A 14,360-nucleotide genomic window follows, 5' to 3' on the forward strand; every position below is an offset into this window, starting at 1 on the left:
GGGTTTAACAAAGGAAATCTTTAAGATGCAAACTACAAGGTAAGTGCGTAATGCAGTGAAAGTAACTTAGCACGCTAAAATGCGAACGTCCAGCAGTGGAAGAAAATTCGCCACCGCCGAACGTTCTCGTCCTTACGCCAGGTTGGCGTTCAGGAACTCTTTAAGCTGGCTTTTAGACAGCGCGCCGACTTTGGTCGCCGCGACTTCACCGTTTTTAAACAGCAGCAGCGTCGGAATGCCGCGAATGCCGTACTTCGGCGCCGTGCCCGGGTTGTCGTCGATGTTCAGCTTGGCGATAGTGAGCTTACCGTCGTACTCTTCGGCAACTTCGTCGAGAATCGGGGCGATCATTTTGCAAGGACCACACCATTCAGCCCAGAAATCAACCAGCGTGACACCTTCTGCTTTCAGAACGTCTGCATCGAAACTGTCATCGGTGAGGTGAACGATTTTATCGCTGCTCATGTATTACTCCACAAGATTATGCCTGGCGAATTGGCGTAAAGTTTACCAACGAAGGTTGACTTTATTTCATCGGATACGCTTTCGTAAAGCGATAGTAAGCTGATATTCTACCACACTATGAGCAAAACACACTTAACAGAACAGAAGTTTTCCGACTTCGCCCTGCACCCTCTGGTCGTGGAAGCCCTTGATAAAAAAGGCTTTCATCACTGCACGCCTATTCAGGCGTTAGCTCTGCCTTTTACGCTTTCAGGGCGTGATGTCGCAGGCCAGGCGCAAACCGGTACCGGCAAAACGATGGCGTTTCTGACGTCAACGTTTCATCATCTTCTCTCTCACCCCGCGCAGGAAGGCCGTCAGATCAATCAACCGCGCGCCCTGATCATGGCTCCAACGCGTGAACTGGCAGTACAAATCCACGCCGACGCCGAACCGCTGGCGCAGGCAACCGGTCTGAAACTGGGCCTGGCTTACGGCGGCGACGGTTACGACAAACAGCTTAAAGTGCTGGCCGACGGCGTAGATATTCTGGTCGGTACGACAGGCCGCCTGATCGATTACGCTAAACAGAATCACATTAACCTCGGCGCGATCCAGGTACTGGTGCTGGACGAAGCCGACCGCATGTTCGATCTCGGCTTTATTAAAGATATTCGCTGGCTGTTCCGCCGCATGCCGCCTGCAACGCAGCGTCTGAGCATGCTCTTTTCCGCTACGCTCTCGTGGCGCGTGCGTGAACTGGCTTTCGAACACATGAATAACGCTGAGTACGTTGAGGTAGAGCCAGAGCAGAAAACGGGGCACCGCATTAAAGAAGAGCTCTTCTACCCGTCGAACGAAGAAAAAATGCGCCTGCTGCAGACGCTGCTGGAAGAAGAGTGGCCGGATCGCGCCATCGTCTTCGCCAATACCAAGCATCGCTGCGAAGATATCTGGGGCCATCTGGCGGCGGACGGCCATCGCGTCGGCCTGCTGACCGGTGATGTCGCCCAGAAGAAGCGCCTGCGCATTCTGGATGACTTCACTAAAGGCGATGTCGATATCCTGGTTGCCACCGACGTTGCGGCGCGCGGTCTGCATATTCCTGCGGTTACCCACGTCTTTAACTACGATCTGCCTGACGATCGCGAAGACTACGTTCACCGTATCGGCCGTACCGGCCGCGCGGGCGCAAGCGGACATTCGATCAGCCTGGCCTGTGAAGAGTACGCACTGAATCTGCCGGCGATTGAAGAGTATATCGGCCACAGCATTCCGGTGAGCAAGTACAACAGCGATGCGCTGATGAACGATCTGCCGCCGCCGAAGCGCCTGGCACGTACCCGCACCGGCAATGGTCCGCGTCGCGGGGGCAACAACGCGAATCGCCGTGGAGCGCCGCGTAATAACAACCGTAAACGTTCAGGTTAATCCACACTATGCTAAGCGCATCGTCACTTTATGCTGCGATTGATCTGGGCTCCAACAGCTTTCATATGTTGGTGGTGCGCGAAGTTTCCGGAAGTATTCAGACCGTCGCGCGTATTAAGCGCAAAGTGCGCCTGGCTGCGGGCCTGGATAAAAATAACCACCTTTCCGCCGAGGCGATAATGCGCGGCTGGGAGTGCCTGAAGCTCTTCTCCGAACAGCTGCAGGATATCCCGTCTGAGCAGATACGCGTTGTCGCTACCGCTACGCTGCGCCTGGCGGTCAATGCGAACGACTTTCTTTTTACCGCGCAGCAGATTCTCGGCTGTCCCGTCAACGTTATCAGCGGTGAAGAGGAAGCGCGCCTGATTTATCAGGGCGTCGCGCACACCACCGGCGGTTCGGACAAGCGGCTGGTGGTCGATATCGGCGGCGGCAGCACCGAGCTGGCCAGCGGCGACGGCTCGCACGCCTCTGTGCTCTTTAGCCTGCCCATGGGGTGCGTCACCTGGCTTGAACGCTTCTTTAGCGACAGGCATCTGGCGAAAGAGAATTTCGCCGCCGCCGAACAGGCCGCGCGCGATATGATCCGCCCGATTGCCGCACCGCTGCGCGCTCATGGCTGGGAAGCCTGCGTCGGCGCCTCCGGCACCGTACAGGCGTTGCAGGGGATTATGGTGGCGCAGGGCATGGATGAACGCATCACTCTGAGCAAATTGCAGCAACTCAAACAGCGCGCCATTCAGTGCGGCAAGCTGGAAGAGCTGGAGATCGAAGGATTAACGCTGGAGCGTGCGCTGGTTTTCCCCAGCGGGCTCTCGATTCTGATCGCGGTATTCCAGGAGCTTGGCATTGAGAGCATGACCCTGGCTGGCGGCGCGCTGCGCGAAGGGCTGGTTTACGGCATGCTCCACCTGCCGGTAGATCGCGATATTCGCAGCCGAACGCTCCAGAACGTACAGCGTCGTTTTTCCATTGATGTGGAACAGGCGGCGCGCGTGCGTCAGGTAGCGGACGTTTTTTTCCGCCAGGTAAGCACGGTATGGAAACTGGATCAGCGCTGTCGAGAGCTGCTGCTCAGCGCCAGCGCAATACATGAAATCGGCCTCAGCGTCGATTTTCGCCAGGCCCCTCAGCACGCCGCCTATCTGGTTCGCCATCTTGATTTACCCGGCTTTACGCCCGCGCAAAAGAAACTGCTGGCCTGCCTGCTGCAAAACCAGAGCGGCAGCATTGATTTAGCGCTGCTTACCCAGCAAAACGCCTTGCCGCCACGTCTTGCCGAGCGCCTGTGCCGACTGCTGCGGCTGGCGATTATCTTTTCCAGCCGTCGTCGCGACGACACCCTGCCTGCGGTGCGTCTGCAGGCTGACGACGATACGCTGCAACTTACTCTGCCGACAGACTGGCTGGACGCGCATCCGCTGCGCGCCGAGCTGCTTGAGCAGGAGAGCCATTACCAGTCCTATGTGCACTGGCTGCTGACCATCGCCTGATTTCAGACGGGGCTTTTTAGCCCTTTTTCGCCTTCTCCAGCATCGCTCGCAGTCCGGCAACCCGCGTTTGCCCGGTTTTCATTCGCTCTTCTGCGCTGACGACTTTACGCTCGGTTTCCCAGACGACATCATCCTGCGGCAGCTCCAGCAAAAAGCGGCTCGGCTCCGGGCGCACCAGTTCGCCATACTGACGACGCTCGCGGCAGAGCGTAAAAGTCAGCTCTTTCTGCGCGCGCGTGATGCCGACGTAGGCCAGACGGCGCTCCTCTTCGATATTGTTCTCATCGATGCTGCTCTGATGCGGCAACAGTCCCTCTTCCATGCCGACCAGAAAGACATAGGGGAACTCCAGCCCTTTCGAGGCGTGCAGCGTCATCAGCTGAACCTGATCGAGATCTTCATCGCTTTCGCCGCGTTCCATCATGTCGCGCAGCGTAAAGCGCGTCACCACCTGGGTCAGCGTCATCGGCTCATCAATATCGCTGCCTTCCAGCATCTCCGTCATCCACTGAAACAGCGTATTGACGTTCTTCATCCGCATCTCGGCCGCTTTCGGACTGCCCGACGTTTCGAACAGCCAGCTTTCATAGTCGATGCCGCGGATCAGATCGCGCACCGCATTGACCGGCTCGCGCTCGGTCATCTGCACGATCTCATGCAGCCAGTGGGTAAAGCGCTGTAAGTGCTCCAGACCGCGCCCGCTCAGCGTCTGGCCTAATCCAACGTCGAAGCTGGCGTTAAACAGGCTTTTGTTGCGCAGGTTCGCCCACTCTCCCAGCTTTTGCAGCGTCGCCGGACCGATCTCGCGACGCGGCGTATTGACGATACGCAGAAACGCGCTGTCGTCGTCCGGGTTAGTCAGTACGCGCAGGTAGGCGAGCAGATCCTTAATCTCCGGCCGCGAGAAAAAAGAGGTGCCACCTGAGATGCGATAGGGAATGCGGTTCTGCATCAGCAGCTTTTCAAACACGCGCGACTGGTGATTACCGCGATAAAGAATCGCATAATCTTTGTACTGCGTTTTGTTGATGAAATGGTGAGCAATCAGCTCGCCCGCCACGCGCTCTGCCTCATGATCTTCATGATTCGCAGTCAGCACCTTTAGTTCGCTGCCGAGCCCCAGCTCGGAGAAAAGGCGTTTCTCAAATACGTGTGGGTTGTTGGCGATAAGGATATTTGCCGCCTTCAGGATACGCTGCGACGAGCGGTAGTTCTGCTCCAGCTTGACCACTTCCAGCGCCGGAAAATCCTCTTTCAGCAACACCAGGTTTTGCGGCCGCGCGCCGCGCCAGGAGTAGATAGACTGATCGTCATCGCCTACTACGGTAAAGCGCGCCCGCGCGCCGACCAGCAGCTTCACCAGCTCATACTGGCTGGTGTTGGTGTCCTGATATTCATCCACCAGCAGATAGCGAATGCGCTGCTGCCAGCGTTCGCGGACCTCCTGGTTGCGCTGCAGCAGCAGCGTCGGCAACAGGATCAAATCGTCGAAATCGAGCACGTTGCAGGACTTCAGATGCTGGTCGTAAAGGCTATAGCAGTGGGCGAAAATATTGTCGCGCTCGCTGCGCGCCAGCGCGGCGGCGCGCGGCGGATCGACCAGATCGTTCTTCCAGTTGGAAATGGTGGAAATGAGCTGCTGTAGCAGCGTCTTGTCCTCTTCCAGCCACGGCTGCGTCAAATCTTTCAGCAGCGCCAGCTGGTCGGTATCGTCGAACAGCGAGAAATTGGACTTCATGCCCAGCGCGGCATATTCGCGCTTGATAATTTCCAGCCCCAACGTATGGAAGGTAGAGATCATCAGACCGCGCGCCTCTTTTTTCCCCAGCGTCTGGGCTACGCGCTCTTTCATCTCGCGCGAGGCTTTATTGGTAAAGGTCACCGCCGCGATATGACGCGCCTGATAGCCGCATTCGCGAATCAAATGGGCAATCTTGTTGGTGATGACGCGGGTTTTGCCCGATCCCGCTCCCGCCAGTACCAGACAGGGGCCGGTAACAAACTCGACGGCGCGTTGTTGGCTGGGGTTTAAACGCATAGTAAAAAATCGCTCAGTAAAAAGGGAGGAGGATGAAATAATGGGCGGTCAGTATACACAATCAGAGGACTATCATGGCGAAAACCGCGGCGGCTTTACACATTCTGGTGAAAGAGGAAGCGCTGGCTCAGGAGCTGCTGGCGAAGCTGGAAAAGGGCGCCAGTTTTCAGCAGCTGGCGAAGAAGCACTCTACCTGTCCTTCCGGGCGCAACGGCGGCGATTTAGGCGAGTTTCGACAAGGCCAGATGGTGCCGGCCTTTGATAAAGCGGTCTTCACCTGCCCGCTGCTGAAACCTTTTGGGCCGGTGAAAACCGCATTTGGTTATCACATCATTAAAGTGCTCTACCGCAGCTGATTACTTCTTGCTTTTCATCTGCTGCAGCACGTTGCTGCACTGGTTATCCTCGTTGTCGCTTGGGCTGATTAACGCCAGCAGCGCGGCGGCGGGGCCTACCACAGTGCCGAGCGCCACGGCCACCGCGCCGCGCGCCAGCAGTGGTCCAGCTTTTACTCCCGCGTCTGGATTTTTAAAAGTGCCGCGTACATAAAGCGGCGAACGCAGCGTCACAATACGGATGCCTTTACTCTCGGGATTAATCGACAGATCCAGACGCTCGCTGGCGAAGTTGGCGTTGCCGGTAACGTTGATTACCGCGTTTTCGGTGTCAAACACAAACAGGTTCGGCGTTGCTACCCCGTTTTGCAGCTTCACATCCGTCGCGGCGCAGTTAATGCGCACCTCATCGTCGCCAAAGAGCTTGCCGACCACATAGTTGCCGACGTTCAACCCGGCGATCTCCATCAGGCTACGGCTGATCACGCCGTCGTTCATCAGCAGCTTCAGCTGGCCGTTGCTGGTCGCCAGCAGATCCGCCACTGAATTGCCGGTGCCGGTAAAGCTGGCGTCGCCGTTCAGCTGACCCAGGCTGCGCTGCATCGCTTCGACGTTCGGGAAGAGCTGCCGCAGGTGCAGGCGACGCGCGTGGATATCGGCGCGGCCGCGCATCGGCGATTTATCCCCTTCAAGACGGATGGTGCTGTTCAGCGTACCGCCCGCCATGCCGAAGCGCAGCGGATCGAGCAGCAGCTCGCCATCTTTTAGCTGCAGATGAGTATAAAGATCGCTTAACGGTAGCGAACTGCCATGTTCGATGCGCTTGCCGGTGAACTTCACGTCGGCATCCATCACGTCCCAGCTTTTGGTGTCGAAGCTGTCATGCGGCAGCACGCGATCGGCGGGCTGCGTCGCCTTACCGTCTCGCTTCGCCTTCGCCTGTTCGGTTTTCGCGCTGCCTTTGCCGGAGTCAACGCCGATAAGCGGCCCCAGGTCCGCCATACGCAGCTGTTTCGAACTCAGCTCGCCCACCAGTGCCGGACGCGGTTTGCCCTGTGTGTAGGTAAGCGAGCCATGAATATCGCTGTCGCCGATATGGCCGTTAAAGTTCTCGTAATGGTATTCCGGCCCTTTTTTCCCGGCGAAGCGGGCGATCAGATGGCCGTCGGTTTCATAGGGCGGCGTGTCGGGCAGCAATACGCCGGTCAGGCCGTAGAGGTTAGCGAGCGTATCGCCGGAGAAGCGCAGTCGCACATTCACGCCGCCGAGATTCATTGGATCCTGAATGCCGCCCGTGACCTGCACGCGCGTCGTACCGTTACGCACATCGGCCTGAATGGGGAATGGCGTCGTTTTGCTGCGCAGCGAGAGCATGCCGCCGGTTTTGCCTTCGCCTTCCAGCTGCTCGTTGTTATAGGTGCCGCGCGCTTCCCAGCCGAAAACAAAGTCGCCCGCGCCTTTTTGCGCGTCGCTGCCGCCCGCCACCTGCCCGTAAGCCACCGGTTTGCCGAGCGGATTAATTTTTACCGTGACGTCAGCTTTATTAACCGCATCGCGGTAGCGCACCAGGCCCTGGTCGAACAGAATATTGTCGAGGCGGAATGACCAGGCGGATGGCGGTGCGTTAGGATCGGTATTACCGCTGTTGGCGAGATTGAAGGTCCAGTTGTTCTTTTTATCGGCAGTCTGAATCAGCCGCGCATCGGGCTGCTGAAGTTTGATCCATGGAATGTAGATCTCCTTATGCAGCAGCGCCAGCGGCGACAGGGTCGCGTCGACGCGCTCCAGATGCACCATCGTAACCTCTGCCATCTCAGGCGGATTGCCTAATATGATGTCCTGCGCGTGAACATGGGGCCAGGGGATCCAGCTGCGCCAGCCAGGTTCATTACGGTTGCGCTCCCAGGCGACGCCCAGATCGCCGCGAATCGCGAACTGGCGGTTCAGCTCCGTCGAGACCTTCTGATTGATGGTGGGCTTCAGACGATTCCAGTCAAAGGTCGCGATGATTACGATAATCACCACGATCAACAGCAAAAGAATCCCGACTATCCAGCTAACAATTTTTCCTGCGCGCGACATCTCGCTTCCTCCTTGCCTTTCCACAGTCTCCGTTAAAGATAGTCGAGACGTTGTAGAAGGACATCAGACAAGCTGAAGCGGCAGATGATTAAGTTGTGAAAAAGGGACCGGTCTTGAAAAAAAATAGCCTTGCGCCGCCATTGCAGGGGAACAGCACACCTGCCGCCACTCCTCTTCGGTTTCGACGCCTTCGACGATAACGCCGTTGCAGTAGCGGTTAATCAGCGCCAGCAGCATCGAGAAGAGCGCTTTGCCCTCTTCGGTTCTGCGCAGCAGGATAAACAGCTCGCGCGACAGCTTGATATAGTCATACTTCAGTTCCGTCAGCGCTGAAAAGTTCGCCATGCCGGAACCGAAATCGTCCAGCCACAGCGGCCCCAGCTCAGGCATCTGCGCGATCATCTCTTCCTGCGGCAGCGCGTGATGCTCGGTCAGCTCGAAGCGCACCCACGGCAGATCGGTGATTAAACGACGAATCGGCGGGTGCTGCTGAATCGCCATGAGCGTCGGACCGTCGATATTGACCGACGCCACGACCTGATTGTCGCAAAAAAAGCGCTCCCACTCTTTCAGCAGCGCCAGCTGTTCATGGACCACATGCAGGCGCTGGTTAATCGCCAGCGCCTCGAAGTAAGCCTCCGGCGATAGCCGTTTCTCCGGCGCGGCTGGATGCGTTACCGCAGTCAGGATTTCAATTGCCAGCAACCGGCCCGATACCTGGTATATCGGCTGGAAAGTGTAGAATCGTTGGCATTGCTGCCAGAAGAGACGCGCTTCCTGTTGTGGGTTGATGTCAGCTGAAGAAGGTAGCCAATGACTAATATTCTTCATCACCATGGTTTTTTCCTGGTTGTTGGCGAGTGCCATGTGTCAGCTCAGCGGCAAGTATCGGCTGTCCCCGCCATATCTTTATCCGCCTGCTGGACACATAAGACTACAGAGTGTAACAACCCGAATCGGACGCAATCGTGAAAAAAAGCCCGGCTTTGACCGCTAAATCGCCGCTAAGAAAGGCTTTTTTTACCTTAAGTGGAATTAAAACGACGTTTTAAAAATCATTGACGTCTGCCATACCAGACGCGAGACTAAGGCACTATTTCACTACAGGCCAAATACCATGACGCATAAAAAAATAGCCATTATCGGCGAGTGCATGATTGAGCTGTCCGAGAAGGGTGAGAACATTAAACGCGGCTTTGGCGGCGATACGCTGAACACGGCGGTTTATCTGGCGCGCCAGGTCGATGAGGCGCAGCTCAGCGTCGATTACGTCACGGCGCTGGGCATCGACTCCTTTAGCGATCAGATGATCGCCGCATGGCAGCAGGAAAAGGTGAATACCGGCTTAATCCAGCGGCTGGAAAACAAAATGCCTGGCCTCTATTTCATTGAAACTGATGATAAAGGCGAGCGCACCTTCTGGTACTGGCGCAGCGACGCCGCCGCGCGCTACTGGCTCGACGCCCCGCACGCCTCTGCCATCGTCGACGAGCTGGCGCACTACGATTACCTCTACCTGAGCGGCATTTCGCTGGCGATTTTGCCTGCCGATAGCCGCGAGAAGCTGATGACGCTGCTGGATCGCTGCCGCGGCAATGGCGGTCAGGTGATTTTCGACAATAACTATCGTCCCCGCCTGTGGGCCGACAAAACAAGCGCGCAGCAGGCTTACCGCGCCATGCTGCAGCGCACCGACATCGCTTTTCTGACGCTGGATGACGAACATCTGCTGTGGGGCGAGCATCCGCTAAGCGCGGTGATTGAGCGCACGCGCGCGGCGGGTGCCAGCGAAATCGTGATTAAACGCGGTGCGGAGTCGTGCCTGGTAGCGATCGGCGACGATGCGCTGATCGACGTGCCAGCGATGCGCCTCGATTCGGCGAGCGTGATTGATACCACTGCGGCGGGCGACTCCTTCAGCGCGGGCTATCTGTCGCGGCGTCTGACAGGCGGTTCGCCGCAGGCGTCCGCCGAGCGCGGCCACCTTACCGCCAGCACGGTTATCCAACATCGCGGCGCGATTATTCCGCTGGAGGCGATGCCGGAATAAAGGCGCGCCAGGTAGCCGGGGCGTGTTATTTTCACCGCTGCATAGCCAGCCAAACAGCGTTGCATTTGCGTTAGCACACGATATTCAGCGGTAAATATTAGTTATCATCACAGTAAAGGCTGGCGTTGATTTTTAAGCGAACGCCAGTCTCGCTTTTTCGCCCTTAACCCTTATCGATCCTCACTCCAGGCATAGTCTGAATCCTTCTTTGCACTCCGTTTTCGGATGGACGACCGCCGAAAAAAAGACCATCTTTTCTTCAATAACAGCAGGACGCTGTTTATCCGGCCGCGAAAAAAAAATTACAACACTTCTCGCATCAGGACCGTTTTATGCACACAGAAATTATCAATATCTGGCCAAACGGCGACGCGCCAGGTGCCAGCGATTCGCGCGCGCAGCCGCAGATTGTCGATCTGGCGAAAGAGTATGAGCCTTACGATCGCGCAGCCACAGGCGTGCGCTGCCCGGAGATCGCCATCTGGCATCCCGAAGAGTCTAACGGCATTACGCTGCTGGTCGCGCCGGGCGGCGGCTATCAGCGCGTCCTTATCGATCGCGAAGGCAGCGCGCTGGCGACATTTTTTACCGCGATGGGCTATACCCTGGCGGTCATGACCTATCGTCTGCCCTACGACGGCCACCACGAAGGCCCGGACGCGCCGCTGGCCGATGCGCAGCGGGCGGTGCGCGTGCTGCGCGAACGCGCCCAACGCGGCCTCAACGGAAAATATATCGTTATGACGGGCTTCTCGGCGGGCGGCCATGTCGCCGCCAGCCTGGGAACGCGCTTTGCCGAGAAAATCTATCCGGTACAGGACGGCGCGGATAACTTCTCGCCGCGTCCGGATGCGATGGTGCTGGTCTATCCGGTGATCAGTATGCGCGACGGCATTGCACATGAGAGTTCGCGTACGCGCCTGCTCGGCGCCTGGCCCGATGAGAAAACCATCGAAGCCTATTCGCTGGAGACGCGCGTCCACGCGCAGACCCCGCCAACGCTGCTCATCCACGCGGCGGATGATGAAACGGTCTCGGTGAACAACAGCATGGCGTTTTTCAGCGCGCTCCGCGAACATAAGGTGCCCGCAGAGCTGCACTTCTATCAGAAAGGCGGCCACGGATTCGGCATCCGCGGCGTAGCTGATCTGCCCCTTGCCAGCTGGCCGATGCTGGTGACCGAGTGGCTCAGGGCGAAAACCTGAGGGATCAGGAAGAAGGCGGCGCGCTGTCGCTGGCGCTGCTCTCCTGCGGCGCGGCGTCAGCTGCCGCTGGCGGCGCCATTACCTTATCCCAGATGGCCTGCAGGCTTTTGACGTTGGTTTCCGCTTCGCCTTCCGGCTGCATCAGCACCATGGTGAGCTCTTGCGACAGCTGCTGACGCAGCTCCTGATTCAGCTGCTCACGCGTCAGGCCGCTCAGAAACGCCTGACGCAGCTTCTGATACTGCTCAGGCGCGATATCTACCACGGCGTTCTGCTGCGAACGCAGACGCTGACTCATCAGCACGTCGGTATCGGTGCGCGCATAGGTAGCGAACAGCTTGTTCAGCTCCAGCAGCTTCTGCGCCATCAGCGCATCAAACTCCTCCTGCGGCAACCCTTTGTCACGCACCTCGGCCAGCTCGCGCGCCACCATATTCAGGCCCGGCTCCAGAGCGTCGTTGCGCGCGTCGAGATTAACCGAGCACTGGGCGCGCTGGTAGAGCACGCGGCAGTCGAAACCGACCTGCAGGTTTTGCGTTTTGCTGTCGCCCAGCGTGCGCTGCAGATGCCAGAACAGCGCCTCGCGCGCCAGATCGCTCTGCCAGTAGCGCTGCAGATTTTGCGAATCGCGAATCGGCTGCCAGGGCGTATCCCACACCAGCGCCAGTCGATCCTGACTTATCGCGCTGTTGACCAGATTAATCGGCTGATGCGGCAGCGGCGAGAGGGTCGGCAGCGGTGCGGGACTGCTGCGCTTGCCTTTCAGCGAGGAGAAAGCTTTATTGATCTGCTCCGCCAGGCTGCGGCTCTCAACGTTGCCGACGACATAGAGCGTCATAGCATCTGGTGTGTACCACTGCTGGTAAAAGTCGTTCAGCGCGTTCAGGTCGACGGGCGCGCGCGGCTGCTCGGCGGGATCGTGCGCCAGCAGCGTCGAGCCTTTCAGGCGGTAGCGCCACCAGACATCCTGGGTACTGGCAGGCCAGGTCGCTGTAGGATCGGAGGCGCTCAGCGCGGTGCTGACCACCTGCTCGTTAATGGACATCTTGCCCGCCGTCGCCGCCAGCCAGTTAAGCGCTTCTTTCAGCAGCTCCGGGCGGTTGTTGGGCAGGCTAAGGTTATACTGGGTAAAGTCGTAAGAGACGATCGCGGGCGGCAGCGGATGCTGCGGATCCATCGCCTGCTGCCACAGCGCGCGCTGCTGATTGGTGTCGAGCGCGGCGTTGTGCACCATCGCCAGACGCGGCAGAAGATGGCTGAAGCCGCTCTGCTGGGTCGTTTCCACCAGCGATCCGGTATTCACAACCATGCGCAGTTCAATGCGATCGCTGGGACGCTGCGGCGTAGTCAGCAGCTGCCAGCTCAATCCGTTATCCAGTTTCCCTTCCTGCCAGGCAGGATCGGGCTGCAGCGTTTCGGCATAAGCGCCAAAACTGGCGGCCACCCACGCTAACCCCCCAACCAAAAGCCGAATTCTGGTGCCCTGCATGTGAACCTCTAATCTAAAAGTCGTTATCACTGGCACGTTTCGCCGTTGTAATACGCGGTGAGTTTTTCTCTTTTTAGCCGCGTCGTTTTTCGACAACAGAGTCTTTGACCACGTGAAGGCCAGGATGTCGCGCAACGAAGTGAAAAACCATGAAAAAAATAAGTGGGCATTATTATGCAAATGCCCGCTGTCAGGGCAAGCGACAGCGGGCATTTAGAGGGTTTTTGCTAAAAAGGGGGCGTTATACGGAGGTTTCCGGCACTTTTTTCGCCTTTGCTTTGCCGGAAAGCGTCGCCTTTAACTGATTTTCATCGAGCTGGCCGACCCACTTCGCTACCACCACCGTCGCCACGCCGTTGCCGACCAGGTTGGTCAGCGCGCGCGCTTCAGACATAAAGCGGTCGATGCCGAGGATCAGCGCCAGACCCGCTACCGGCAGGTGGCCTACCGCCGACAGCGTCGCTGCCAGCACGATAAAGCCGCTGCCGGTTACGCCCGCCGCGCCCTTCGAGGAGAGCAGCAGCACCACCAGCAGCGTAATCTGATGGAAGATATCCATATGCGCGTTGGTGGCCTGGGCGATAAATACCGCCGCCATGGTCAGGTAAATTGAGGTGCCGTCGAGGTTAAACGAGTATCCGGTCGGAATCACCAGCCCCACGACTGACTTTTTACAGCCCAGCTTCTCCATCTTATCCAGCATACGCGGCAGCGCAGATTCAGACGAAGAGGTGCCGAGCACAATCAGCAGCTCTTCTTTGATATAGGCGACGAAGCGGAAGATATTGAACCCGGTGACGCGCGCAATAATCCCCAGCACCACCACCACAAACAGCACGCAGGTAATATAGAAACAGACGATCAGCTGGCCGAGCTGTACCAGAGAACCGACGCCATATTTACCGATGGTAAAGGCCATGGCACCGAACGCGCCGATTGGAGCAAGGCGCATAATCATATTGATGATGCCGAAGATAACCTTCGAAAAGCTCTCAATCACGTTAAAAATCAGCGTACCGGCACTGCCGAGACGATGCAGCGCGAAGCCGAACAGAATCGCGAACAGCAGCACCTGCAGGATATTGCCGCTGGCGAAGGCGCCGATGACGCTGCCAGGGATCACGTCCAGCAGGAAGGCGACCACGCCCTGCTGTTCCGCCTGCTGGGCATAGACCGCGACCGCTTTCGCATCCAGCGTCGCCGGATCGACATTCATGCCCACGCCCGGCTGCAGTACGTTAACCACCACCAGACCGATAATCAGCGCGATAGTGCTGACGATTTCAAAATAGAGCAGCGCGACCGCACCGGTACGCCCTACTGCTTTCATGCTCTCCATGCCGGCAATACCGGTCACGACCGTACAGAAAATCACGGGCGCGATGATCATCTTGATCAGTTTGACGAAGCCATCTCCAAGCGGCTTCATTTGCGTGCCTAGCTCTGGGTAGAAATGGCCTAACAGAACGCCGATGCCGATGGCTAACAGCACCTGAAAATAGAGGCTTTTAAACAGTGAAGTTTTCATAAGATGTGTCCACTACAACAGGGTTGTGAGGTTGTCGTTTTATTGTGTCCGCAAGTAAAGCGCTCCCCGGCGCTGGCGGTTGGCAAAAAATAACACCCTGTTAACGGGATTAATACAGGCCTACAAAGGCCGAGGGTTTTCTGGAAACGCAACTATGAACTGAAACGCTTCAGCAAGACCTTTTGTAACTAAAAAACGCGGGAAATCAACGAATCAGGTTGTTAAATCTTTTCGCAAGCGAGTAGCTGAACGGAGGTGCAAAGCG

The 14,360-nt window shown here is 57.5% G+C and carries 11 protein-coding genes; 5 read left to right on the forward strand and 6 right to left on the reverse strand.

What is annotated here, in order from left to right:
* Positions 1–132 precede the first annotated feature (132 nt).
* Complete coding sequence (gene trxA / locus D7S44_RS20250; protein ID WP_033754540.1) at positions 133–465, reverse strand: thioredoxin TrxA; 333 nt, start codon at positions 463–465, stop codon at positions 133–135.
* Between the two features lie 117 nt (positions 466–582).
* Between trxA and rhlB the strand changes: the two genes are divergently transcribed.
* Positions 583–1,875: an ATP-dependent RNA helicase RhlB gene (rhlB, locus tag D7S44_RS20255; protein ID WP_120457969.1), complete on the forward strand. Its 1,293-nt coding sequence runs from the start codon at positions 583–585 to the stop codon at positions 1,873–1,875.
* An 8-nt stretch (positions 1,876–1,883) separates the two neighbouring features.
* A complete protein-coding gene (gene gppA, locus D7S44_RS20260) occupies positions 1,884–3,368 on the forward strand; it encodes a guanosine-5'-triphosphate,3'-diphosphate diphosphatase (RefSeq protein ID WP_120457971.1) in 1,485 nt (494 codons plus the stop codon).
* Positions 3,369–3,384: 16 nt separating this feature from the next.
* Here the strand turns inward: gppA and rep are convergent, their stop codons facing one another.
* On the reverse strand, positions 3,385–5,406 hold the full coding sequence (rep, locus tag D7S44_RS20265) for a DNA helicase Rep (protein ID WP_120457973.1): 2,022 nt from the start codon (positions 5,404–5,406) through the stop codon (positions 3,385–3,387).
* Between the two features lie 74 nt (positions 5,407–5,480).
* Between rep and ppiC the strand changes: the two genes are divergently transcribed.
* Positions 5,481–5,762 carry a peptidylprolyl isomerase PpiC gene (gene ppiC / locus D7S44_RS20270; protein WP_120457975.1) on the forward strand — a complete coding sequence of 94 codons (282 nt, stop codon included), beginning with the start codon at positions 5,481–5,483 and terminating at the stop codon, positions 5,760–5,762.
* On the opposite strand, the gene D7S44_RS20275 is transcribed toward ppiC, so the two are convergent.
* Positions 5,763–7,823 carry an AsmA family protein gene (locus tag D7S44_RS20275; RefSeq protein ID WP_120457976.1) on the reverse strand — a complete coding sequence of 687 codons (2,061 nt, stop codon included), beginning with the start codon at positions 7,821–7,823 and terminating at the stop codon, positions 5,763–5,765.
* 63 nt (positions 7,824–7,886) lie between these two features.
* Positions 7,887–8,660, reverse strand: a complete 774-nt coding sequence (gene pdeH, locus D7S44_RS20280; RefSeq protein ID WP_120457978.1) for a cyclic-guanylate-specific phosphodiesterase — start codon at positions 8,658–8,660, stop codon at positions 7,887–7,889.
* Between the two features lie 280 nt (positions 8,661–8,940).
* On the opposite strand from pdeH, the gene kdgK reads away from it, so the two are divergent.
* Complete coding sequence (gene kdgK / locus D7S44_RS20285) at positions 8,941–9,873, forward strand: 2-dehydro-3-deoxygluconokinase (protein ID WP_120457980.1); 933 nt, start codon at positions 8,941–8,943, stop codon at positions 9,871–9,873.
* A 332-nt stretch (positions 9,874–10,205) separates the two neighbouring features.
* Positions 10,206–11,078 (forward strand): alpha/beta hydrolase, encoded by an 873-nt coding sequence (locus D7S44_RS20290; protein WP_120457981.1) that lies wholly within the window; start codon positions 10,206–10,208, stop codon positions 11,076–11,078.
* Positions 11,079–11,082: 4 nt separating this feature from the next.
* Here the strand turns inward: D7S44_RS20290 and D7S44_RS20295 are convergent, their stop codons facing one another.
* Positions 11,083–12,567 (reverse strand): M16 family metallopeptidase, encoded by a 1,485-nt coding sequence (locus D7S44_RS20295; RefSeq protein WP_120457983.1) that lies wholly within the window; start codon positions 12,565–12,567, stop codon positions 11,083–11,085.
* Between the two features lie 241 nt (positions 12,568–12,808).
* Positions 12,809–14,095: a dicarboxylate/amino acid:cation symporter gene (locus D7S44_RS20305; protein WP_120457984.1), complete on the reverse strand. Its 1,287-nt coding sequence runs from the start codon at positions 14,093–14,095 to the stop codon at positions 12,809–12,811.
* Positions 14,096–14,360: the final 265 nt, after the last annotated feature.

Origin of the sequence: Pantoea piersonii, assembly GCF_003612015.1 — a bacterium.
GTDB classification, from domain to species: Bacteria; Pseudomonadota; Gammaproteobacteria; order Enterobacterales; family Enterobacteriaceae; genus Pantoea; species Pantoea piersonii.